Consider the following 20,312-nt stretch of genomic DNA (forward strand, 5'->3'; position numbering starts at 1 on the left):
TTAGAGAGGGGGGATGATATGCCCTCAAAATTTAATGAACACGAGATAACAAAATTGAGAAATATCATTGCTGATCTTAACAAGGAGATTAGTAAGAATAGAGAGCATGAGCAGAGTGTACTTAGTGAGTTTTCAAGTTTGAATAATGAGTTGGTTACTCTGCAGAGAGAACTCGCCAAAAATAATTCAAGACTGAATGATGCTAAGAGTCAGGCAGTTCAGGTAAGTGAAGCAAAAAGTGAATTTCTGGCTTTGCTGAGTCATGAGTTTCGGACTCCCTTGAATGGAATTTTGGGTATGACTGAGATTTTATTAATGTCATCGCTTACAGAGGAACAGCGACAATCCGTTTCCGTCATTCAGGAGTCGTCGCAACTGTTGCTCTACCTCATCAATGATATATTAGATCTGTCTAAGCTCGAAGCGGGAGAAATGAAATTGAATCCTGCTGAGATGAACTTACGAATGATTTCGAAGCATGTCAATTTGCTTTTATCAGCTAAAGCGGCTAAATCAGGTAATCGACTCCACACGGAGATTGATGACTCCTTATCTGAGATGTTGATTGGAGATACTACCAGGGTAACTCAAATCCTAGTGAATCTCGTTGGGAATGCCATCAAATTTACACAGAATGGATCGATCTATACCCGAATTCGGGTTTTGTCTGAGAATGATCATAAACAAAAGATTCGTATCGAAGTTACGGATACGGGAATTGGTATTGCCAAGGAAGATCTTCCTAAGTTGTTTAGACCGTATGTCCAGACACTTGAGGGGCAACAGTCTAAGTATGGTGGAACCGGCCTTGGGCTCTCCATCAGTAAATACTTTGTAGAGCTTATGAGTGGGCAGATTGGTGTCATTAGTGAGTATGGGGCAGGCGCTACGTTTTGGATTGAAGTGTCTTTTGAAGTTAAGTCTAATGACGAAGTTGTTATGATACCCACCACTAGTGAAGCGGGAGTTAACCGTTTAACAGCGGTGTCACTAGAGACAAAGGACTGCCTGCACTGCCCTCCACTAGAACATCCGATTCTAATCGCAGAGGATAACAGTATTAACCGTAAGGTTGTTCTTGTGCAGTTAGATAAGCTTGGGATTACGAATATAGATATGGTAGAGAATGGAGAAGAAGCAGTCGCTGCTTTTCTTAGCAAACCATATTCTGTCATTCTGATGGATCATATGATGCCAAAGCTTGATGGGCTGGAAGCAACAAAAAAAATTCGGCAGATTGAACAAGATGAAATGCGTCCACATACACCGATCATAGCACTTACTGGGAATGTTACAGAGAGGCAACGTAAAGAATGCCTTGAGGCAGGTATGGACGATTATTTGTCTAAGCCGATCCCACTAGAAACACTGAGAGACATGATGCAACGATGGCTCCCAGAACTGCAAGATGATTCTATTCTAAATGAGGAAGTGATTACAGAGTTACTAAATCTTGGTGAGGAGAAGAGGGGGGATTTATTAGAAACTTTGCTTGAAATGTATCAAGCAGATACACCGGGTAAAATAGATCTATTACATCAATATCTGAATAGTAATCAATGTGATGAAGTGATGAAGACAGCACATGATTTGAAATCGAGTAGTCTTAGTCTGGGAATTGAGCAATTCTCTATGCTGCTGGAAAAGATAGAATCATCTGCTAGAATGGGTTGTCTTGAAGAACCTAAGCGACTGTTAGAACGGCTGGTACCTGCTTACGAGAAAGCTTGCAGGGAGATTAAGAATCTACTTCCACTATTCATTAAAAATAAAATATTTACAAAAAAGGTATTCATTTTGTAATCAGGATACCTTTTTTTGTGTACTGAAAAAATTGCAAGGTTAGGAATTAGCGGACGGTTTAAGTACAATATAAGGTGCTAGGTGAATCTCTTTCATGATTACGAAAACTGGTATGAAATAAATAGATAGAGGTGAGACATTGGATGTGGTTTTTACTTGTAATTCTTCTTATTATTGCAGCCGTGCTTTGGGCATCAGTCTCCTATTTTTATAAAGTAGCGATTAAAAGAGCGCCTAAACCGATGCTCCTCAAGAATACGGAACAGGTGGCGGGAGATAAAGTGGTTTCAACGAGTCCTGATTATGCTTGGATTAGAGCTCAATTACCTGAGCAAGTGGAGATCACTTCTTTTGATGGATTAAAACTTTGCGGCACCTGGATACCTGGAAAAGGAAATGAGAACAAGATCGTTATCTTATCTCACGGGTACACAGGCCGCGGATATGAGATGGCGGGGTTCGCTCGTTTTTATGTAGAAGAGCTTGGTTATCGTGTATTAATGCCAGATCATCGAGGTCATGGGGCCAGTGAAGGCGACTATATTGGATTTGGCTGGCATGACCGGCTTGATTATATGCGATGGATAGATTTTGTGATTAAAAAGACGGGAGAGGATAGTGAAATCCTGCTGCACGGTATATCGATGGGGGCTGCTTCCGTCCTGATGGCAAGCGGTGAGAAACTGCCCACTCAAGTGAAAGGAATCGTATCTGATTGCGGATACACCTCGGTCAAAGATGAATTGTCTTACCAGATGAAGCAGATGTACAAACTTCCTTCCTTTCCATTCATCCCGCTGATCAGTCTATATACGAGATGGAAAGCCGGATATAGTTTTCAGGAAGCCTCTGCCTTGAAGCAAGTGAAACGAACACATCTGCCAATTTTGTATATTCACGGGGGTGCAGATACCTTTGTTCCTACCTCGATGGCTCATGAGCTATACCGAGAAAGTGCCGGTGACAAATATCTGTATATCGTTCCTGAAGCTGCGCATGGTACTTCGTTTCTAGTAGAACCAGAGGGTTATAAACGTCATGTGAAAGATTTTGTAGCCCGGTATTTGGGACAAGGCACGGAAATAAGAACGGAAAAGTGGCTATAAAAGGGTTCGGATTGGGTAATGGTAGTTCATACACCAATTTTGAAAAGGGGATGGACCCATGTCTGAACAACAATTTAAAGAAGCACGCAAGATGGAGGAGACTTATCATCGTCATTTTTATAAAGAGCACGATCTCTATGAAGAAGGTACTTGGATGGCCGGTCCTATGCCGATCGTAATGGAGACGCTCGACCGTCTAATCGCATTTAAAGATCAACTTACGGTGTTGGATCTTGGTGCGGGCGCAGGCAGAAATACAATTGCGATAGCAGATAGATTGCGTGAAACGAATAGTACAATCGTAGCGGTAGATTTACTAGAGGAAGCAATTGATAGTTTGAATAATCATGCTAAAAAATATCAAGTCGATCACTTGATTACGGCGGAGCGGGCAGACATTGAACATTACGAAATTGGGCCAAACCGGTATGATTATATTGCTGCCTGTTCTTGTCTTGAACATGTATCCTCTGAAGAAGCACTACATCAGGTTCTTGACCGAATGCAGGAAGCTACAAACATTGGCGGAATACATCTCATTACCATGAGTACCGGGGTGGAAGAAGTTAAACTTTCGGATCATGAAACACTTAAACCACTGATCGAATTAAATCTACCTACGCAATATGCTGAAGATTTATTAACTCATCGTTATCAAGACGATTGGGACATTTTATTTACGGAGCGAGTCACACAGGCTATTCCTGAAGAAAAGTATGAAGAGCCAACTGAATTCCGCTGTCAGTTGCTCCGGTTTGCTGCTAGAAAAAGAAAATAGCTAAGAAACAACAGACTGATGAAGTCTGTTGTTTTTTTGTGGACAAAAGTGCAAACATTTGATTGTAGCTGTTGTAAGTTCGCTCTATAATTAAGATATGTGAATCGGTGAAGTGTCACTTCAGATTAAATATCATAGAAGAAAAGGAGGATGATCACATTTGACATATGAAGAACGTTTACGAGATATAATGAATCAGCCGCAAATTATCGATGACCTGAAACGAGTTCGCGAACTTGGCTTACCGCAGGGATGTATAGCCGCTGGTTATGTAAGGAACCGAGTGTGGGATGAACTGCATGAATATAAAGATTCTACTCCCCTGAATGATATTGATGTTATTTACTATGATCCTGAGCAATTAGATGAATGGAACGACAGCCAGTATGAGAAGCAATTACGATCGGGGCAGGTTGGACGAAACTGGCAGGTCAAGAACCAAGCAAGAATGCACGAATATAATATGGACCCACCTTATCAATCTGTAGAAGATGCGATGAGGTATTGGCCTGAGACAGCAACTGCGGTTGCGATTCGTCTAAATGATCAAGATGAGCTGGAGATCATAGCTCCATTTGGTTTGTCTGATCTTTTCGAGATGAATGTGAAAAAAAGTCCATATTTCCGAAATGCTGGACTGTATAGACAGAGAGTATTTGAAAAGGAATGGCTTGATCTTTGGCCTTTGTTGTTGATGATGGATTCATAGCTCATAGATTGAGAAGAACATAGAGATAGAGAGAAATACGATAATAGAGAATATCTATTATGCTACTCATTTTATAAGGGGAAAAGCGGGGGAAATAAAGTATGCCTTGGCCAATGGTACATTTAACGGTTGCCCATCTGGTTCAACAAGGACGTCCATCACCATCTTTTGTTCTGGGCAACATCGCACCCAATGCGGTTCTTACAAGACGGAATATGAATGATCAGATGAAGTGGAATGCTCATCTCTGTAAGGTGGAAGGGATTTTACCTCGGGTAAGAGAAATCCAGCAGTTTCATGCAGCCCATACGAATATTCATCTTGGCGAAGATTACAGACAGTTTTTAATGGGATATGCTGCGCATATATACGTCGATTTGAGATGGGCCGAAACCATATATAAAGGGATGGAAAATCTAGCACAGAGCATTTTTCTATACCGATGGCATATGCAGTTTCGCTCATTTCAATCACTATATAATCGGGACGTCACACAACTTGAATACATACTCATGGATACGCATCCAGAAACAAAGCAATTACTTGAATCACTTGAATCGGCACCTGCTGCAGCAATGGGTGAATTCGTCTCACTTCAAGAAGTAGATGATTATCGTTATACTATCCTTCATAAATTAGAAGAACCGATTAAACCACGCTCTTTACGGCTCATGGATATTGAACGGGTAGAACGTTTTATTCAAGAAACAGCGGAAGAATTATGTTTTTTGTTACCTTCCTGGTCAGCTAGTAGTTCATCACCCGATTCTATTGAAGAGGCTTACAGTAATAAGTCATAAAATGGTTAGAAATGAAAAGTTAGTGCGTGATAGTATAAGAGACTTGAAATATTCATGTAAAAGCCCTAAAGTACGTATAGTAAATGCGTCATGAATAGGAGGATATACATTGTTTATTTCTTTACAAGATCGTTTGGAAGATCCTTTAGTACAGGAGCTCATTGAATACGCTACCCTTCCAGAGCGGGAATATGTACTTGCTGCTCTGAAGGAATATAAGGAACAAGACAGTATGACGTTATACGGTTTCGAGGATGAGGATCAGCTCGTAGCTCTCATCGGAATCGAGAAACAAAATCAAGAAGTGAAAATCAAGCATCTCGCTGTACTGCCAGAGAATCGACTGAAAGATTATGGACGCGGCATTATCTCTGAGATGATCAGTGCGCTAAAGCCTGAAGTCGTAACCGCAGAGATCGAAGAAGATGCGGTTGATTTTTTCCGCAATATTGGCTTTATTGTCTATAGTCTCGGTGAGAAATACCCTGGGCTTGAACATTTTCGCTGTGTGTTTGAAGTAGAAGAAGAGGAATAATCCATCCTAAGATGAGAACAGCAAGGCTTACGTATCATCCATAACGGTACTAATAGAAGGAGTATATGCATTTGCCTACCACGGTGTATCGAATAATCGGTTTACTTCTCGGACTTGCAGTTCCCTTTGTTTTTCTTTGGCTGAAAATTAGTTTCCTATTGTTGTTTTTGCTCATCGTTTATGCGGAGCATCGCAAAGTTAAAGTTCCGCTGAGCGGAACTTATTTTATCGCAGGCATGTTGGTAGGGACTCTTATTACCTTTGTTACCTAATAAAAAAGACATATATGATTCTGAAAAAGGTGGCTTCACCTCATCAGAAATATATGTCTTTTTTTACGTGTTTTTATGAAAAGAAGGAGGGGAAAGATCAGTTGCCGTGCCATCTACTCCCGTTCTTACATATGTTGTATTATTACAATCCTTGCCATATTCTTCTGAAATCGGTGAAGTCATAGAGAAAGGAGGAGTAGAAATGGTGTACCGTTATCTGGCACTTGGCGATTCTCTTACGGTAGGTATCGGTGCTTTATTTGGAAGTGGATTTGTTCCACTCTATCAAAAAAGACTGGAGTATCATTTACGTAGCGCTGTTCTTGTAAGTAACCAAGGGATCAATGGACTTACCTCCCAAAGACTTCTATCCATGGTAAAATACAATCAGTACTTGCGAAATCTCATTGTACATGCCGACATGATTACAATCTCCATTGGCGGGAATGATTTGATTCAGGCAGCTCGTTCAACGAGGTGGAATCTTAGTTCTCCTCTATTCATCGAGACGTTGGACATATGTGAGCACAATATGAAAGAGATCCTTTCACAGATTCATGCTTTAAAAAAGGAGTCGAAAAATTACTTTATTCGGCTCGTCGGACTGTATAATCCGTTGCCTAAGAATGAAGCTGCTTATCATTGGGTGAAACAATATAATGACTTTCTTACAAGCCTAGATAGTACAAAGATAGCAACGGCCCAGCTTCTCTATGCTTTTCAGGGAAGAGAAAGAGAATTATTATTTTTCGATAAGGTCCACCCAAGCAGTAAGGGATATCGGGTTATCGAATCGCAGCTCGATCGAATAGGCTATGCTCCGTTGTTGCAGCTAGAGAAGCCCCATACATTACGCAAAAAGAAGAAATAAGAATAGGAAGGGTGCAAGCAAAAGCCAGCTTGTATCCTCTACGTTTCGGTTAGGAGAACACTTCAATATTAAACGAAGGAGCATCCGTGTATGCAAATATCGAACAAGCCCTCTCTAACAAAAGAAGAAGAATTACAGGTTAGCCGTCTGCTTATGAATTATTTTGAGGCTTCCATAGGATCAGAACTTGAGGATTGTATGATTTGGCGGTTAACGGGAGGAATGAACAACTCTACGTATTTAATTCACCTGAAAGAGAAGCGATATGTACTGCGTAAGTACAATAGTCACCAGGATAAAGACAAGGTAAAGTATGAACATGCCATTTTGAATAGCCTTACCATACATAAACAAGAGTTTGTTTACCCGCAGCTGGTACGAACATTGGAAGATACGACATTTACTCATCAGGAAGGGAAAATCGGGGCCTTATTTCATTATCAAGAAGGCAGTAATGCGAAGCAAATGGGGCCGAGCCAATACTTGCAATTGGGACAAAAAGCAGGTCAGCTAACCCAGGCTTTGTCTCGGATAAAGGTTCCCTTAGCGCCGGTATATCCTCCTTACTACAGATTGGATCTGGCTTATCCGGAGGTTACGCCAGCAGATTTTGTTCGCTTTTTACAGCAACCAGATCCATCTTTTCTAACCCTATATCAAGAAACAAAGGAAATAGCGGAAGAGATCGAATTACTGTTCACCAAGATTGGCGGGGGATTAGAAGAACTTCCTCATCAACTCGTACATGGAGATCTGAATGCTTCCAATATCTTAGTGAATGAAGAAGGGGATATAACTACGATCCTTGATTTCGAGTTTGCTACTTGGGATCTTCGTGTGATGGAACTATCTGTCCCTCTTTCGGATCTTGTCTCTGGCATGATTTTGGATGAGAACAATACTCCAGAAGAAGAAGAGATGATGTGGAACAACCTTAATGCGCTGATAAGCGGCTATGTTACCGAAGTTTCTCTTCAGCAAGAAGAGAAGGATATGATTCCATCTCTTGTACTTCTTCGCAGAGTAGATGTGGCTATGCACTTTTTGACTCGGTATCACAAAGGAATAGATACAGTTGATATAGCATGGGATCAGCTGCAGAAGTTGATGAGCTGTGTAAGATGGCTTAAGTTAAATCAGGTTAGATTGAATCAATGGTTATAGAAAAAAAGCTGTCTTCTTCAGTTGAAATAGAAGAAGACAGCTTTTAATTATACTTAAAATAATTTCCGAAAAAAACTGCGAACAGCCCAGCGGCGCTCTTGCCGCTTTTTATATTTAGGCAGAGAGCGGTATACGTCAATGGACTGACGGTAAGCTTCTTTTGCATCATCCTTACGACCGAGCTTTCCATAGACAAGTCCAAGGTAATAGAAAGATTCACTGGAGGAAGACTGGATGTCCTGGAATTTCTCTACGTATTGAAGCGCCTTAGCTTGATCCTTATCCTTGTATGCAGAAGCAAGACGGAGGTAAGGTTGACCGTATTTTACTTTTGGATTCAGTTTAGTCGCGTGCAGCGTATGTTGTTCTCCTTGTTCAAGCTGTCCTTGATGAATCTCTGTAGTACCGACCATATCCCAATATTCTGCAGAGTGATCATAAGAAGACTCGATAGATATTAGTATCTGCTGAGCTTCCCTGTACTTTTTGCGTTCGATCAAGAGTCTCGCTAAGTCGAATTTTGAAGTAACGTCATTTGGATTCAGAGCAATTTGCTGACGATTTTTGGAGATGCTTCGCATCCGCTTAAAAGGTTTTGTGATGCTTGGAAATACACCGACAAAACGTCGATCCAGAAGATAAAAAATAAGAAACAGCACGATAATGGCAATAAAAGGATTGCCAATGATATAGAAAATCAGCCCAAATAGTAAAAACTTACTCATATACTTCCCCCTGAAAAATAATCATGTGATCTCATCATATCGAACTTAAGGCATTACGAACAGCTAAAATATATTTTGATGGATCGGGTGCATTTACATTCCGTCTTTTTCGCTTGACCGGAACCTATTTAGGACAATTTTCCATTATTATATCATACGTGATCGTGACAGATTCTCCAAAAGTTTAGTAAAATGAAGTGAATAGTGTAGAGAAGGGGTACAATCATGACCGAGAAAATCAGACAGCAAATTGAGTTTATACGCGAAATTGATAAATTGAAGCACGTACTTCGTAGATCCTATCTAATGAATCAAGAAAGACGCGAAAATGATGCTGAACATAGTTGGCATATTGCTGTTATGGCCTTGTTATTGAAAGAACATAGTCATGAGGATTTAGATATGACAAAAGTGCTGCACCTGCTTCTAATTCATGATTTGGTAGAAATCGATGCAGGAGATACGTTCGCTTACGATACCAAAGGATATGAAGATAAATGGGAAAGAGAACTTGCGGCGGCAAAACGAATCTATGGGCTGCTTCCTGCGGATCAAAAAGAGGATTGGATGAACCTGTGGTTAGAATTTGAAGAAGGTCTGACGAAAGAGGCACAGTATGCGGTGGCGATGGATCGTCTGCAGCCGGTCCTTCACAATTTTTATACCGAAGGCAAAGCATGGAGAGCCAATCAGGTATCTGCTGTGTCTGTTAGAAAAAGGCTGGCGGTAGTAAAAGAAGTTTCTCCTGCCCTAAATACATATGCTAATGAACTGATTGACGAAGCGGTAGAGAAGGGTTACCTGTTACCTTGAAACGAATTCAGTACGCTAGAAGGAAGGATTCTCTTGTAATAAGAGGTATCCTTCCTTTTTTATTAGATATTAATGAAGGAAGCAAATAGAACGTCTAGCGCATTAGTCTTCGATAGGAAGAAGGAGTCATACCGGTATGCTTCTTAAATAATCGGTAAAAATGCGGAAGACTTTCAAACCCGCTGGCCTCCGCAATGGCTACCATTGTATCATCAGTACGCAGCAGTTTTTCTTTAGAGAGAATGATGCGTCTCGCTGCAACATATTCGGTGAGTGTCATCCCCGTATGCTGTTTAAAAGCACGGCTAAAGTGAGCAGTAGAGATGGAAGCATCTTGGGCAAGTTCAGAGAGAGATACAGGCTGATGAAGATGTTCGTCCAACCTTTTAAGAGCTTGCGCCATCCAAATCGGTCCCGACAATGTAGTCTTTTCAGGTTTTAAAGCTTCCGTCATCCGCATGAGAGAAACCAGCATGAGCTGTAACAACAAGAGGGTAGCATAGGTCCTTAAGTGCTCCTGACTTACGGTTTCGGTGTAAATTTGTTCAATCCATCGTTCGAATTCCTCCATTTGTTTGTGGTCTAGAATTTGGATATAATTCCGAGACTTCCGAGACCTTTCGAAAAATTGCTGAATGGATGCTGCTTCTCCCCCCATACCTTGAAAAACAGCAGGGCTGATATAAAAAGCCGAAGATGTCAGCGGATTATCTGCATCTTGAAATGTACGATGAAGTGTATTGCCAGGAATAATGATAAGGCTTCTAGCCTTAATATCAACGATAGAATGATCAATTAACATTTTTCCTTCTCCTTGATGTACACAGATCAGTTCATGCCAGTCATGAAAATGGTCAGGAAGTTCATGTTCAGGAAGTTTGGTTTCATGATATAACATGCGAAAAGGAAGATCGATTGCTGCTTTTAAACGCCCATCTACAGGTGCCTCGAGCACATATTTCATAGCCACGCTCTCCTTCTACATACAATATCATCTGAGAGTATATTTTAAGCAAAAATAGCAATTTATGTTCTTTCTGATGATGATACAATGAACATCATAAGGATACAACCACTAATAATAGAGGTGAAGAGAGTGACGGTTAAAAAGGATTATCCAAGATTAAGTGTACCGAACGGTGATAGTCACCTAAATTTAGTTCATTCCGGGATCAAGCAGCTCCCTGTGAAAGTTCTTCAGATCGGCGAAGGGAATTTTTTGCGAGGGTTTGCAGATTGGATGATTTATGAAAGCGCTGTTAAAGGTGCGTTTAAGGGAACCGTAGCCGTAACCCAGCCTAGACGTAAAGGTAGAGGGAAGCTGATGACTATACGGGAACAAGACGGTCTGTATACGCTGCTAACAAGAGGCATTGTTAATGGGACAGCTGTTGAGAAGGCATCCATCATTCCTATTTTGGCTCGTACAATCGACCCTTATGAAGAATGGCAAGATTTTTTACAGCTTGCGGTAAGCCCTGAACTGGATATTATTATCTCCAATACGACAGAAGCAGGTTTAACCTACCTGGAGACGAGATATGAAGAGGGAGTACCGATCGATTCTTTTCCTGGTAAACTTGCTGTGTTCTTACATGAACGCTACACTCACTACTCAGGAAGCAAAGAGAGCGGTTTACTTATTCTGCCTTGCGAACTTGTCGATAGAAATGGAGATGTTCTCAAGAAGTACGTGCTGCAGCATAGTATTGATTTTGGTTTTTCGGATTCGTTTCGGGACTGGGTTCAGCAGGACAATCGGTTTCTGAATAATTTGGTAGATCGGATCGTAACAGGTGCTCCTTCAGAGGAAGAGGCGGCTGTGCTCACAGAGCGATTCGGATATGAAGATAAGTTAATGACATTAGCCGAACCTTACCATCTGTGGGCTATTGAAGGTGAACCGGATCTGGATGACAGGTTTCCGCTTGCACAAGCTGGACTCAATATCCACTGGACCACCGATCTAAAGCCATTTCAGCTTCGAAAGGTACGCCTTTTGAATGGTTCTCACACCCTGATGACCCCGATTGCGATACTAAAAGGCCAGTCCTTTGTGCGTGAGACGATGGAAGACAGCGAGCTTGGAGCTTTTGTAAGAGAAGCCGCGGAAAAAGAAATCATACCCGCTCTTGATCTGCCTGAGGAGGAAATGCAAAGTTATATCAAAGAAGTATGGGATCGTTTCCTGAATCCTTATATCAATCATAAACTAACAGATATTATGCTTGGCTCTATCTCTAAATTCAAAGTAAGACTGCTTCCGACCATGCTTGAAAGTATCAACCGAACCGGAGTTCTGCCGGAGCGCATCGTGACTTCTTTTAGTGCACTGCTTCGTTTATACCGAGCGGAACAAACGGAGAGTGGATATGTGTCGAACACTTTTGGCGGTGAGAAAGTATTCCTGCGGGATGAGGAACGGCTGCTTGCATCCTTGGCTCAGCATTGGTCTAAATTTAGCGGCGTTAATATGAATGAGGTTGTTGCTAATATATTGGCAGATGAACAAATTTGGGGACAGAATCTTGATTTGATCTCCGGACTGCGGGATCAAGTGACAGAGCATCTGAACAAGTGGGAAGAGGAGGAGCATAATGAATACGTATGAATCTTCTGTAACGGATTGGACTCGTCTTCATCCGAATGATGATGTGCTCATTGCACTCCGTAATCTAAACTCAGGTGAACAGATTGAGGCTGCCAGCGGACAACATATGATTTTGAAAGAGAATGTCCCCAAAGGTCACAAGTTTGCAATACGGACCATCCAAGCAGGCGAACATATTATGAAATATGGCTATTCCATAGGGGTAGCTAAGGAACGAATTGAGACAGGGAAATGGCTTCATACTCACAATGTCAGCACAGGGCTAAGTGGTCTTGTTGACTACGAATATGTGAAAACGCCAACCCTAACACCGGCCCTTGCTCCTGCGCATCTTCATACGTTTCAGGGTTACAGACGAAGTAGCGGTCAGGTAGGAATTCGTAACGAAATTTGGATTATTAATACGGTTGGATGTATCAACAAAGTATGTGAGGCACTGGCAAAAATGGGCAATACGGCATTTCAGGGCCGTGTGGACGGGGTCTATCATTTTGCTCATCCGTTCGGCTGTTCACAGCTTGGCGATGATCTCAAATATACTCAGCAGCTGCTTGCGTCCCTTGTCTCTCATCCAAATGCCGGCGGTGTACTCGTGATTGGCCTAGGCTGTGAGAATAATCAGATTGAGGAATTCAAAACATTTATTCCGGTTGAGGATCAAGCAAGGGTTCGATTCTTAAAAGCACAGGAAATTGATGATGAGATGGCCGAAGGGCTGCGCTTATTAGAAGAACTGACGGAGCTTGCGGAAAAGCAGGAGCGTGAACCTGTTCCTATATCTGAACTTACCATTGGACTTAAATGTGGCGGCTCCGATGGTTTCTCGGGTATCACAGCTAACCCTCTCGTTGGGGCTGTATCCGATAAGCTCGTGGCGGCTGGCGGTACAGCAATTCTTACCGAAGTGCCGGAAATGTTTGGAGCGGAAACGATTCTGATGAACAGAGCTCGTAGTGAAGGGGTTTATGAAGAGCTTGTGAACTTAATCAACAATTTCAAACAATACTATGTGAACCATGGACAGAATATTTATGAGAATCCCTCACCGGGTAATAAGGAGGGAGGAATCACTACCTTGGAAGAAAAATCTCTGGGCTGTACACAAAAAGGCGGACATTCAGAGGTTGTAGATGTGGTTGCCTATGGGAAAAAAGTAACGCAAAAAGGGCTCAATATCGTGGAGGCTCCTGGTAACGATCTGGTATCTGTAACTGCGTTGTCTGCTGCAGGTGCGCATATTGTTCTATTTACAACCGGACGAGGAACTCCTTTTGGTGGACCGGTTCCTACCGTCAAAATTGCTACCAATTCTGATCTTGCTAATCGCAAAAAGCATTGGATCGATTTTAACGCGGGACAGCTGCTTGAAGGAAAAGCAATGGACGATCTTGCGAATGAACTTCTGACAGAACTGATTGAAATTGCTTCGGGGAATAAAGAGACGAACAGCGAACGTTACGGGTTCCGCGAGATTGCGATTTTCAAAGATGGAGTAATCTTATAGATGTGAAATCATTCAGTAAAAGGAAGGCCAGCAGAGATAGCGTATTTCTCTACTGGTCTTTTTAGTGGTCTTTTTAGATGACTCCGTAGCTAGCCAGTGTCTTCAGACGTTCCATCGTAAGATGCCCCCGCCATTCTGCCTCGGCTGCTACACTGAGTGCTGGCCAAGAGATGGGCCAACCGCCATCGTCTTGCTGCGAAGCTAGAAGATGTTCCAGATGCTGCTGGGTAATTTCCTTCGGTATAAAGTGAGCCGCATAGCTGTCTGAACGAGGTGCCCAGTCCAGCACTTTTTGTACATAACCGGTTGCTTCTGGATCCAGTTCAATGACCCCAGGCTGTTGCAGCATATGATCGATTTGGTGTTTAAGCTGAATGGCTCGATCGCTCTCATCCTGAGTCTCGAGAAAATGTATCGCTTGAATAAGATCGTGATATCCTTCAAGTTCCGTGTTTTCAAGGGAAGACCAAACAAAATTTTCTGCCTTTTTGAACCAGTTCTCCCTAAGGAATGGATGCCAATCCTTACATTTATAAAGTAGTCCAATAATAGAACCTGAAGGATTAAGAGAAGTTATATCATCTTTTTCAGTGGTCCACCAGGGTGCATGGGGATAATCGTTTACGTTTTTGAAAGAATAGGGCCATCCGCCAGTTATGGGATTCGCATGTTTTTGCAGAAAAAAACCAAGTCCTGTTAGGATACGTTCAGGATAAAAGTGAACTTCATCCAGTAAATGAAGTGCAAACTCAGCACCTTGGGGTTGACTGTAAGGACTGCGGATATCAGGTTCTAGGGCATGCCCAAAACCGCCATCCTGATTTTGATAAGCGGCAAGTGCTTGTACCACGGATTCTTCAGATCTTTGTCCTGTCGCATATTCGAAACGGTAACGATCCAGCAAGCGAGCATGGGTATACATGAAATGATGAGCTTTTTTCACAACCGGATGAGACACATCTAGTAATGGATAAGTGGTCATAGTTTGGTTCACTCCTTCAGTGCTTGATCGTATCTTCTTCTGTATTCCTCGTATTCCTCTATTTCCCTGCAAATGCAAGGAAAATAGAAAATTCCCATACAATCTGCTATGCAGATTGTATGGGAATAAGTGTTTAGAAAACTACGCGTAATAGCACATGAAGAGAACTATTTAACTTGCAAAATTTGTACTCCACGTCCTTCAATTTGAATGGTTCCCTTATGAACAGTACCTGTCAGAAGATCCTCAACTTGAACATCACCTAGATCATAGGAACATGCTTCCTTATTGAAGTTGAGCACAAATAGATAAGAGATCCCGCCTTTCACACGGCGGCTAACTTCAACGCCATCAGGTGTAACCAGATTCTCTTCAATACCTTTATCGGCTGCTATTTTGTCAACCAGGCCGTCAAGGAAGCTGGGTTCTGGATCAGAAGCGACGTAGTACGCTTCACCACTACCAAATACATTACGGGTCAAGGATGGCATGCCTTGATAGAAATCTTCACCATACTCAGCAATCACTTCTGCACCTTCGGTATGGAGCAGATCACAGAGCAGACCGCATTCATACTCGCCCGAAAGTTTGCCATAAACGTCTTTAACAATCATTTTGTTTTTCTGGTCCGGGAAAAGGGCATCGATTTCTTCTACCCAGATACCGAGAAGGTCTCGAAGTTCTCCAGGATATCCTCCCACTGTGACAAGGTCATTCTCATTAACCACTCCGCTGAAGAACGTAGTAACAAAGGTGCCGCCGTTTTTCGTGAAGGTCTCCAGTTTATTAGCGAAACCGGGTTTCACCATGTAGAGGACCGGTGCTACAACAACTTCATAGGAAGAAAGATCAGTATCGACACTGATCATATCAACCTGGATATTACGACGATAGAAGGCTGCGTAGTACTTATGGATTTGTTCAACATAATTTAATGCTACCGAAGGGCCGCTTGATTTCTCGATTGCCCACCAGTTCTCCCAATCAAACAGAATCGCAACTTTGGATTCTATACGAGAGTCAAGTGTTCGATCTCCGAGTTTCGCGAGTTCTTGGCCTAGCTGAGTTACTTCACGGAATACTCGGGTATTTTCATGGCCCACATGTTCAATGACTGCACCATGGTATTTTTCACAAGCTCCAATGGATCTGCGAAGCTGGAAGAACATCACCGTATCGGCTCCATGAGCAACCGTCTGATAGCTTTGTAGACGCATTACGCCAGGACGTTTTAAAGAGTTGTAGGGCTGCCAGTTTTGCTGGCTTGGAGTCTGTTCCATCAGCATGAACGGCATGCCGTCTTTTAAACCTCTCATTATGTCATTTGCCATCGCTGTTTCACTAGGAGGAGTGGTGAGACTCGGGTAGCTGTCCCAAGATACGATGTCCATATGTTTCGCCCATTTGAAATAATCAAGCTGTTTGAAGAATCCCATCAAGTTCGTAGTTACTACAGAATCCGGTATGTATCTCTTAATTGCATCATACTCCATTTTGTAGCAAGTGAGCATGCTATCCGAGTTGAAACGAGAGTAATCAAGGGAAATTCCTTGGAAATTGGTTCTACGCTCACCCCATTCTTCACTGAGATTGCTTGGTAGTACGATCTCATCCCAGTCATAGAATGTATGTCCCCAAAAAGCGGTGTTCCAGGCTTTATTCAGGGTATCCAGATTCTGATAACGTTGTTTTAACCATACACGAAAAGCACGTTCGCAGTTGTCGCAGTAACATTCACCGCCATATTCATTGGAAACATGCCATACAAGTACAGCAGGATGATCTTGATAACGTTCCGCAAGCTTGCTTGCAATCCGTTCAGAGTATAAACGATAGGTCGGGCTATTTGGACAGGAGTTGTGGCGTCCGCCAAACTTCCGTTTTCGACCATCTCTATCTACACGGAGTACATCGGGATATTTCGTAGCCATCCATGCCGGATGTGCGCCGGTACTGGTTGCTAGACAGACATAGACACCGCTTTCATAGAGCCTATCAATCAGTTCATCAAGCCATTCAAAATTATATGTGATTTCATCAGGCTGATTTTTAGCCCATGAAAATACATTGATCGTTGCCATATCGATACCTGCTATTTTGAACATACGAAGATCTTCTTGATGTGTTGCCTCGTCCCATTGTTCTGGATTGTAGTCGCCGCCGTAAAATATTTTAGGAAGTTTAGAACTAATCAATGAATTCACCTCTTGTATAAGAATAAGTCCATGATATATCATGAGATATATTTTTAAAATATAAGAATTGTAAAGACGTATATAATAATATGGAACTAAACAAGAGGTGAAGTTATGCTATTTACTCCAGAACATCAACGTTTTTTTATGACGAGCAGAGAACAACCGCTGCCCTTATATATAGAAAGTATTGGAGCGAATTTAAATCAAGAATCGATTGTGAGGTCCGCAGGATATCCTTGTTATCACTGGCTGCAGACAATGGAAGGGGAGGGAGAGTTTACTTTCACCGGAAAAACGTATCGACTTTTCCCGGGAACGGGTGTACTTGTGGCCCCAGGTGAACCGCATGAATACAAAAGAAAAGGAGCAGATACGCTATGGTCTACTCTCTATATTACGTTTAGCGGCCCGCAGACGAGTGCTATTCTAGCAACGCTTGAACTTGAACCTTCGGCATGTTATCAGTGGGACCCTTCTTCAGAGCTTCAGTTCTTCGGACAACAAGTTCTTGGATCCATCGGCAGCGATCGGGATTTAACCGGTCTGGAAGCTTCCGGTGATCTGTACCGTTTTCTATTACTGCTTAAAAAGTATGGAACGACAGGGAATTCACCTTCGTTGTCTCACTCTCTTGAAAGACTTGCTCCGCTGCTTCAGTTTATGGAAGAAAAATTGAGTGATCCGAGTGTCGGTTTGTCGGAAATGGCAGCTGTTCTTTCGGTTAGTCCCCGATATGTCAATACCCTCTTCAAACAATCTTTTGGAGAGACCGCTTATGGATATTTCATCTTGAAACGAATCCGCAGAGCAAAAGAAATCCTCACATCACGTCCGGATATGACGGTTAAGGAAACGGCGGAAGCTGTCGGCTTCCGGGATGCAAGCCATTTTGTAGCTACGTTTCGTAAGATTGAAGGGGTAACACCAGAACATTTTCGTAAATTATACTGATACGGATTTTAGGATTGATGAAAACGGTTTTATGTAGGATGATGGGTGTTAGATAGACGAGGAACATCACTTGAGATGGAGAAAGAAGGGAAAAAAATGTCTGACATATTAATTTGGCCTGGTCAGCCTCCTTATGCAGCAGAAGGACATGAATCCGACTGGCCAACACTGAGAGCATACCTAGCGGAAGGAGCCAAAAGCGCCGTTATTGTCTGCCCAGGCGGTGGATACGGTCATCTAGCGGATCATGAAGGAGAGCCCGTAGCAAAGTGGCTGAATGAAGCCGGAATTTCGGCATTTGTGTTAAAATATCGGATTTCTCCACATAGAGAACCTGCACCTCTCGCTGATGCAAGACGGGCAGTACAATATGTGAGAGCCCATGCACAGGAATATGGGATTGATAAAAATCGGATTGCCATGCTGGGATTCTCGGCTGGAGGGCATTTGACTGCGAATGCCGGAACTTCTTGGGTTCCAGGTGAAGAAGACCCGAAAGATCCTGTAGCTATGGAGAGTTCAAAGCTAGATGCAATGATTCTCTGTTATCCTGTGATTACGATGGAGGATTACGGTCATTTGGGTTCAAGAGAAGCATTGCTTGGTAAAGCTGCTTCTCAGGATCTCATTCAAAAATATAGTAACGAAAAGCAAGTAGGCAAGGAAACACCGCCTGCTTTTATTTGGCACACGTATGAAGATGAGGCAGTCCCTGTGCAGAATAGCCTTGCTATGTCCATGGCCTTAAGTCAATCAAGAGTTCCTCATGAGCTTCACGTATTTGAACAAGGACGGCATGGAATCGGACTGGCTGAGGAGTTTGAAGAGACGACAGGAAAGTGGAAGGAACTATGTATTACCTGGCTTCGGAAGCAGGGATGGTGAGTGGATAAAGGAGATATCCGCTTGGAGCCGACATCTGACTTAGTTAGCACATAAGATAAATAATGAATTAGAATCACTTACGTTTAAGTGCTGTCAATCGGGTGTATTAACATGGATAGATACATCTGCTAGAGTGTTACTGCGATGAACAAAGGAGTGTTTAAGATGACAGAACTTGAACTTGTACTAGATGCAAAAGCGAAGCTTGGAGAAGGTCCCAGCTGGGATGCGGAAGCGGGCCGTTTATTTTGGGTAGATATTGAAGGGTTTCATCTGCATGCTTATGATCCTCAGACGGGTCAGGATACCGTCTATGACATAGGACAACATATTGGAGCTGTTGTACCGTATGAGAAAGAACGTGTTATCGTCGCGCTGCGAGAAGGGTATCATGTGTATAACCTCCATACGGGAGAGCTTGAGCTTATTCATGATCCAGAAGAGGGCCGTACAGATAATCGGTTTAACGATGGGAAATGTGACCCAGCCGGTCGTTTTTGGGCAGGCACAATGAGTCTTGAAGGAAAAGACAAGCAAGGCGCTCTTTATTGTCTAGAAGACGGAGAAGTGAGCACCATATTTACCGAAGTTTCTACCTCTAATGGTCTAGGCTGGAGTCCTGATCACAAAACCATGTATTACATTGACACACCTACAGGTAAGGTAGATAAGCTTGATTATGATGAGAAGACAGGCTCGCTGTCTAATCGCGGAACAGCTGTGGATTTTCCAGATGATGTTGGTTTCCCTGATGGCATGACCGTAGATGCAGAAGGAATGATCTGGATCGCACACTGGGGAGGATCACAAGTAAGCCGCTGGAACCCGAATACAGGAGAGATGCTATCACGCATAGAAATCCCTGCGGAGCAAGTGACCTGTTGCTGTTTTGGAGGCCAAGATTTGGACGAGCTATATATTACTACAGCGCGAAACGGACTAAGCGCCGAACAACTCAACAAAACTCCGCACGCGGGTGGACTGTTTCGAATCAAACCGGGCGTAAAAGGAATGCCGACTTTTCGGTATAAACAAAAATAAGTGGTTCTGATTTTGTAAGTCATCATGATTCACCGAGTGACCTTAATAAGACACGGTAATGATCGTATAAACGATCCTTTCTCCGCGTCTTTTTATTTTGATTAATAGGCTTAGTTATCGAGATATATGTAACTTTTTCTTTGCTAAAGTGTTTATAGAGTGAATCAATTTCATAACTCATTAAAACGATAAATTTGTAGCTATATATAGACAAATAGAACCGTTTTGATCTATATATAGTCCTGATTAAAGCAACTAAAGGTATTATGAAATTGATTCAGAGTAATAAATAAAATGTAAATGAAGGTAAGTGTGACTATAATCTTGCAAAGGGGATATTGCGATGAATGATGACCATTTCCAAGATCAGAATAAAATTCCTAAACCCATCGATCCATATAGTGCTAAAGCAAACTTTGATGTGAAGGAAGAGGAGCTGCACAAATATGGTGTTCCATCATTATGGCGAGAAGTTTCTAATTTGCTGATTATCGTCGGAATCATTGCAGGCGTAATTCTATTGTTGCGAATTTTCTAGTTAAGATAGAATTCAAAAGAGATATA

The 20,312-nt window shown here is 42.3% G+C and carries 20 protein-coding genes; 16 read left to right on the forward strand and 4 right to left on the reverse strand.

Annotation, left to right across the window (positions count from 1 at the left end; all coding sequences use genetic code 11):
- The first annotated feature begins 18 nt into the window (after positions 1–18).
- The 9 genes from ACWPWY_RS04070 to ACWPWY_RS04110 all read left to right on the forward strand — a co-directional run bounded on the left by ACWPWY_RS04070 (position 19) and on the right by ACWPWY_RS04110 (position 8,038).
- Positions 19–1,803 carry an ATP-binding protein gene (locus tag ACWPWY_RS04070; RefSeq protein WP_454190508.1) on the forward strand — a complete coding sequence of 595 codons (1,785 nt, stop codon included), beginning with the start codon at positions 19–21 and terminating at the stop codon, positions 1,801–1,803.
- A 143-nt stretch (positions 1,804–1,946) separates the two neighbouring features.
- Entirely contained in the window at positions 1,947–2,909 is a 963-nt protein-coding gene (locus ACWPWY_RS04075) for an alpha/beta hydrolase (RefSeq protein WP_454190509.1), read from the forward strand.
- Positions 2,910–2,967: 58 nt separating this feature from the next.
- A complete protein-coding gene (locus ACWPWY_RS04080) occupies positions 2,968–3,687 on the forward strand; it encodes a class I SAM-dependent methyltransferase (RefSeq protein ID WP_454190510.1) in 720 nt (239 codons plus the stop codon).
- A gap of 190 nt (positions 3,688–3,877) precedes the next feature.
- Positions 3,878–4,396, forward strand: a complete 519-nt coding sequence (locus ACWPWY_RS04085) for a nucleotidyltransferase family protein (RefSeq protein WP_454192790.1) — start codon at positions 3,878–3,880, stop codon at positions 4,394–4,396.
- Positions 4,397–4,497: 101 nt separating this feature from the next.
- A complete protein-coding gene (locus ACWPWY_RS04090) occupies positions 4,498–5,196 on the forward strand; it encodes a hypothetical protein (RefSeq protein WP_454190511.1) in 699 nt (232 codons plus the stop codon).
- Between the two features lie 109 nt (positions 5,197–5,305).
- On the forward strand, positions 5,306–5,731 hold the full coding sequence (locus tag ACWPWY_RS04095) for a GNAT family N-acetyltransferase (RefSeq protein WP_454190512.1): 426 nt from the start codon (positions 5,306–5,308) through the stop codon (positions 5,729–5,731).
- Positions 5,732–5,802: 71 nt separating this feature from the next.
- Entirely contained in the window at positions 5,803–6,003 is a 201-nt protein-coding gene (locus ACWPWY_RS04100; RefSeq protein WP_454190513.1) for a hypothetical protein, read from the forward strand.
- 202 nt (positions 6,004–6,205) lie between these two features.
- Positions 6,206–6,874 (forward strand): GDSL-type esterase/lipase family protein, encoded by a 669-nt coding sequence (locus tag ACWPWY_RS04105; RefSeq protein ID WP_454190514.1) that lies wholly within the window; start codon positions 6,206–6,208, stop codon positions 6,872–6,874.
- Positions 6,875–6,964: 90 nt separating this feature from the next.
- Positions 6,965–8,038: a phosphotransferase gene (locus ACWPWY_RS04110; RefSeq protein ID WP_454190515.1), complete on the forward strand. Its 1,074-nt coding sequence runs from the start codon at positions 6,965–6,967 to the stop codon at positions 8,036–8,038.
- Positions 8,039–8,091: 53 nt separating this feature from the next.
- Here ACWPWY_RS04110 and ACWPWY_RS04115 read toward each other — a convergent pair whose 3' ends face one another.
- Positions 8,092–8,763 (reverse strand): tetratricopeptide repeat protein, encoded by a 672-nt coding sequence (locus ACWPWY_RS04115; protein ID WP_454190516.1) that lies wholly within the window; start codon positions 8,761–8,763, stop codon positions 8,092–8,094.
- A gap of 225 nt (positions 8,764–8,988) precedes the next feature.
- Here ACWPWY_RS04115 and ACWPWY_RS04120 point away from each other — a divergent pair, with 225 nt between their 5' ends.
- Positions 8,989–9,576 (forward strand): HD domain-containing protein, encoded by a 588-nt coding sequence (locus tag ACWPWY_RS04120; RefSeq protein ID WP_454190517.1) that lies wholly within the window; start codon positions 8,989–8,991, stop codon positions 9,574–9,576.
- A 94-nt stretch (positions 9,577–9,670) separates the two neighbouring features.
- Here the strand turns inward: ACWPWY_RS04120 and ACWPWY_RS04125 are convergent, their stop codons facing one another.
- Entirely contained in the window at positions 9,671–10,540 is an 870-nt protein-coding gene (locus ACWPWY_RS04125; RefSeq protein WP_454190518.1) for a helix-turn-helix domain-containing protein, read from the reverse strand.
- Positions 10,541–10,672: 132 nt separating this feature from the next.
- On the opposite strand from ACWPWY_RS04125, the gene ACWPWY_RS04130 reads away from it, so the two are divergent.
- Both ACWPWY_RS04130 and ACWPWY_RS04135 read left to right on the forward strand, forming a co-directional pair.
- Positions 10,673–12,187 (forward strand): tagaturonate reductase, encoded by a 1,515-nt coding sequence (locus ACWPWY_RS04130; RefSeq protein ID WP_454190519.1) that lies wholly within the window; start codon positions 10,673–10,675, stop codon positions 12,185–12,187.
- Positions 12,174–13,691 (forward strand): UxaA family hydrolase, encoded by a 1,518-nt coding sequence (locus ACWPWY_RS04135; protein ID WP_454190520.1) that lies wholly within the window; start codon positions 12,174–12,176, stop codon positions 13,689–13,691. Before ACWPWY_RS04130 ends, ACWPWY_RS04135 begins: the two co-directional genes overlap by 14 nt.
- Positions 13,692–13,764: 73 nt before the next feature.
- Here ACWPWY_RS04135 and ACWPWY_RS04140 read toward each other — a convergent pair whose 3' ends face one another.
- Both ACWPWY_RS04140 and ACWPWY_RS04145 read right to left on the reverse strand, forming a co-directional pair.
- Positions 13,765–14,673 (reverse strand): hypothetical protein, encoded by a 909-nt coding sequence (locus tag ACWPWY_RS04140; RefSeq protein WP_454190522.1) that lies wholly within the window; start codon positions 14,671–14,673, stop codon positions 13,765–13,767.
- Positions 14,674–14,840: 167 nt separating this feature from the next.
- Positions 14,841–16,868 carry a beta-galactosidase gene (locus tag ACWPWY_RS04145; RefSeq protein WP_454190523.1) on the reverse strand — a complete coding sequence of 676 codons (2,028 nt, stop codon included), beginning with the start codon at positions 16,866–16,868 and terminating at the stop codon, positions 14,841–14,843.
- 114 nt (positions 16,869–16,982) lie between these two features.
- Between ACWPWY_RS04145 and ACWPWY_RS04150 the strand changes: the two genes are divergently transcribed.
- The 4 genes from ACWPWY_RS04150 to ACWPWY_RS04165 all read left to right on the forward strand — a co-directional run bounded on the left by ACWPWY_RS04150 (position 16,983) and on the right by ACWPWY_RS04165 (position 20,286).
- The gene (locus ACWPWY_RS04150) at positions 16,983–17,822 is read left to right on the forward strand and encodes an AraC family transcriptional regulator (RefSeq protein ID WP_454190524.1); all 840 of its coding nucleotides are present in this window, start codon (positions 16,983–16,985) and stop codon (positions 17,820–17,822) included.
- A 96-nt stretch (positions 17,823–17,918) separates the two neighbouring features.
- Positions 17,919–18,707 (forward strand): alpha/beta hydrolase, encoded by a 789-nt coding sequence (locus ACWPWY_RS04155; protein WP_454190525.1) that lies wholly within the window; start codon positions 17,919–17,921, stop codon positions 18,705–18,707.
- Positions 18,708–18,872: 165 nt separating this feature from the next.
- Complete coding sequence (locus ACWPWY_RS04160) at positions 18,873–19,748, forward strand: SMP-30/gluconolactonase/LRE family protein (RefSeq protein WP_454190526.1); 876 nt, start codon at positions 18,873–18,875, stop codon at positions 19,746–19,748.
- A gap of 343 nt (positions 19,749–20,091) precedes the next feature.
- Positions 20,092–20,286, forward strand: a complete 195-nt coding sequence (locus ACWPWY_RS04165; RefSeq protein ID WP_454190527.1) for a hypothetical protein — start codon at positions 20,092–20,094, stop codon at positions 20,284–20,286.
- The last annotated feature ends 26 nt before the right edge of the window (positions 20,287–20,312 follow it).

The organism is Paenibacillus sp. Marseille-Q7038, from assembly GCF_965111595.1.

Excerpts from the sequence above, each read along its gene's own strand:
- ACWPWY_RS04070 (WP_454190508.1), top strand. The coding sequence starts at position 19 with ATGCCCTCAAAATTTAATGAACACGAGATAACAAAATTGAGAAATATC.
- ACWPWY_RS04075 (WP_454190509.1), top strand. The coding sequence starts at position 1,947 with ATGTGGTTTTTACTTGTAATTCTTCTTATTATTGCAGCCGTGCTTTGG.
- ACWPWY_RS04080 (WP_454190510.1), top strand. The coding sequence starts at position 2,968 with ATGTCTGAACAACAATTTAAAGAAGCACGCAAGATGGAGGAGACTTAT.
- ACWPWY_RS04085 (WP_454192790.1), top strand. The coding sequence starts at position 3,878 with ATGAATCAGCCGCAAATTATCGATGACCTGAAACGAGTTCGCGAACTT.
- ACWPWY_RS04090 (WP_454190511.1), top strand. The coding sequence starts at position 4,498 with ATGCCTTGGCCAATGGTACATTTAACGGTTGCCCATCTGGTTCAACAA.
- ACWPWY_RS04105 (WP_454190514.1), top strand. The coding sequence starts at position 6,206 with ATGGTGTACCGTTATCTGGCACTTGGCGATTCTCTTACGGTAGGTATC.
- ACWPWY_RS04110 (WP_454190515.1), top strand. The coding sequence starts at position 6,965 with ATGCAAATATCGAACAAGCCCTCTCTAACAAAAGAAGAAGAATTACAG.
- ACWPWY_RS04115 (WP_454190516.1), bottom strand. The coding sequence starts at position 8,763 with ATGAGTAAGTTTTTACTATTTGGGCTGATTTTCTATATCATTGGCAAT.
- ACWPWY_RS04120 (WP_454190517.1), top strand. The coding sequence starts at position 8,989 with ATGACCGAGAAAATCAGACAGCAAATTGAGTTTATACGCGAAATTGAT.
- ACWPWY_RS04125 (WP_454190518.1), bottom strand. The coding sequence starts at position 10,540 with ATGAAATATGTGCTCGAGGCACCTGTAGATGGGCGTTTAAAAGCAGCA.
- ACWPWY_RS04135 (WP_454190520.1), top strand. The coding sequence starts at position 12,174 with ATGAATACGTATGAATCTTCTGTAACGGATTGGACTCGTCTTCATCCG.
- ACWPWY_RS04140 (WP_454190522.1), bottom strand. The coding sequence starts at position 14,673 with ATGACCACTTATCCATTACTAGATGTGTCTCATCCGGTTGTGAAAAAA.
- ACWPWY_RS04150 (WP_454190524.1), top strand. The coding sequence starts at position 16,983 with ATGCTATTTACTCCAGAACATCAACGTTTTTTTATGACGAGCAGAGAA.
- ACWPWY_RS04155 (WP_454190525.1), top strand. The coding sequence starts at position 17,919 with ATGTCTGACATATTAATTTGGCCTGGTCAGCCTCCTTATGCAGCAGAA.
- ACWPWY_RS04160 (WP_454190526.1), top strand. The coding sequence starts at position 18,873 with ATGACAGAACTTGAACTTGTACTAGATGCAAAAGCGAAGCTTGGAGAA.
- ACWPWY_RS04165 (WP_454190527.1), top strand. The coding sequence starts at position 20,092 with ATGAATGATGACCATTTCCAAGATCAGAATAAAATTCCTAAACCCATC.